This window comes from Dehalococcoidales bacterium, from assembly GCA_028717385.1.
GTDB lineage: Bacteria > Chloroflexota > Dehalococcoidia > Dehalococcoidales > CSSed11-197 > CSSed11-197.
This window is the reverse complement of sequence record JAQUNW010000071.1, coordinates 1-2,588: the sequence shown is the minus strand read 5'-3', so window position 1 is coordinate 2,588 and position 2,588 is coordinate 1. Positions and strand designations below refer to the sequence as shown.

Below are 2,588 nucleotides of genomic sequence, written 5' to 3'. Positions count from 1 at the left end.
GCTGTCACCCGAAAAATTAAAGGCAAAATTTATCTGACTACAATTTCAAGTAACATTAGCCGTATGCAACAAACAATAAACGTTGCACAGAAATTGGGAAGAAAAGTTGTGCTGGTAGGCCGTTCAATTGAGAGAAAAGCCCAAATTGCCAAAGATCTGGGATACCTTTTCTATCCGGAGGGCGTTGTTATAAAGGCCAAAAATGCGGCGAAAATTCCTCCGAATCAACTCCTTTTTATTATCTCGGGTTGTTACGGACAGTCGGGGAGCGCTTTGTACCGTTTAATAATCGGGGAGCATGATTTTCTTACAATAGGAAAAGGAGATTCGGTCATTTTCTCTGCCGATCCCGCACCTCCCGGAAGTAAAGCGAATGTCGACTACCTGGTTGATAAATTAATTGAGGACAATATTGACGTTCATTATTATGACATGCAGGAGGATCTGCATGTTTCAGGTCACGGCTGTCAGAAGGATATTGAGATGCTTTTTGCCCTTGTCAAACCTAAATACTTTATTCCTATCGGTGGAACAATAAGGCATATGAGAGCTTACGGGCTAATCGCTCAAAGTATGGGGGCCTCCGAAAACGATATTTTGGAATTAGAGTCCGGTGACATTGTTGAATTTTCAAACCAATATGCCAGGCGCTCTGGAAGAATATCCGTTAAAGAAGTTTTGGTCGACGGATTGGGAATTGGAGACGTGGGTAATGTAGTTTTAAGGGACCGCCACATTCTTTCGAAAGAAGGAATAGTTATTGCCATAATTCATTTCGACAGGAATGAAAGTATCCTTACGGAAAATCCTGAAATTCTTAGCCGCGGATTTGTTTTTGAGCAGAAATACGGAAAAATTCTGGAAGATGCCTCAAAAGAGCTTGTAGGGGCACTACAAAAAAAGAAAAAGATAAATTCGAATGTGGCCAGAAACATTGCCATTGATTTCCTGGAAAGATATTTTTATCAAAAAACCGGCAGGCGCCCAATGATACTACCGGTAGTCGTGGAGGTTTAAGCAATGAGTAAGAAAAGAAAAAGATTTACAAAAAGGTCATTCAGATTAAAACTCAAAATAGAGTCGATGTTTTCGATTTCCCAAATAATTTTCTTCATTTTTGCGGGACTCATCTTAGTTTCTTTTTCCCGCCAGGGAATGGTCTTTATCAAATTTAATGACTTTCTCTTAAATTATTTTTCCTGGTCGTCAATATTCTTGCCTTTTATATTTCTTTCATTTGCTTTTTTGCTTTCGAAAACAAAGTTTGTTCTTGGACAGCCGAATGTGGTTGTGGGCGGACTCCTTTTTTTTCTTTCGGTGGTAGCTCTGAGTAGATCCGGAATCGCAGGAAAAACAATTTGGGATTCTATAGCTGCACTCATCATGGGGGTTGGAGCGGGTATTGTATACGCAGGGGTTGGGTTTATCGGTTTGATAATACTTTTTAATACTTCAATTGATCAGGTGTATAAAATACTGAAAGAATTTTTCAGGCATGCTGGTGTGTATATCCATGGAGATAAAACGCAGATTAAGGTGGGCGGAGTTGCTATGCCAAGAGGGCAGATGAAAGTGATTGGCGGAAATGCAATATCTCCCGTAAATGCCAAAGCAGGAACTCCCGCTGTTCCTCCAAAAGAGCCTCTGGAACAAAAGCTTGTCAGTAACATTCCCGGTGAAGAAACTGTTTGGAGGTACCCCACAATTGATATTCTTGGAGACTCCGACGGAGGCCACGCGGAACGAGGCGATATTAAAGGTAACGCTGCAACTATCGAAAAAACTTTGGAGTCTTTTGGAATTACGGCACATGTTGTTGAGGTTAATCTTGGCCCCGCAGTTACCCAATATGCCATAGAGGTTGCTCTTGGAACAAAGCTTTCCAAAATTACATCGCTTGAGAGGGACTTGGCACTGGCTCTTTCGGCACCGACCGGAACCATCAGAATCGAAGCTCCGATCCCGGGACGTAATCTTGTCGGAATTGAGCTTCCAAATCGTTCAGCTGAATTCGTGCCTCTTCGAAAAATCATGGAGTCTCAAGAAATGCAGGGGGCCAAATCCAAATTGGCGGTTTCTCTGGGACTTGATGTTTCGGGTAAACCGATAATTGCGGATATAGCAAAAATGCCACATGTTTTGATCGCCGGACAGACAGGTTCAGGAAAATCAGTTTGTATAAATGCATTTTTAATGTCGATTCTTTTTAGAGCGGCACCAACCGAAGTTAAGCTTATTCTGGTCGATCCCAAACGGGTAGAACTGACCCGTTATGGTGATTTGCCGCACCTTCTTTCTCCTGTGATAGTTGAGCCGGATAAAGTAATTTCTGCTCTTCGCTGGATTATGGCTGAAATGGATAGACGCTATAAACTCTTTGCTCAAGCCGGTGCCAGAAATATCGAGTCTTATAACGAAATGTCCGGATTTCAGGCTCTTCCATATATTGTTCTTTTCATTGATGAGTTGGCGGATATTATGCTTTTTAGTCCTGTAGAGGTCGAGGATTCCATTACCAGAATTGCCCAGATGAGTAGAGCCACGGGAATTCATATGGTTTTGGCCACACAAAGGCCTTCTGTAGACGT

General features: G+C 42.1%; 2 protein-coding genes. Both read left to right on the top strand.

The genetic code is table 11. The features are described 5' to 3' along the window. Positions 1-1,017: ribonuclease J (locus tag PHX29_07425; protein ID MDD5605712.1), on the top strand; the 1,017-nt coding region annotated here is incomplete at its 5' end. 273 nt (positions 1,018-1,290) lie between these two features. Continuing rightward, positions 1,291-2,588: DNA translocase FtsK (locus PHX29_07420; protein ID MDD5605711.1), on the top strand; the 1,298-nt coding region annotated here is incomplete at its 3' end.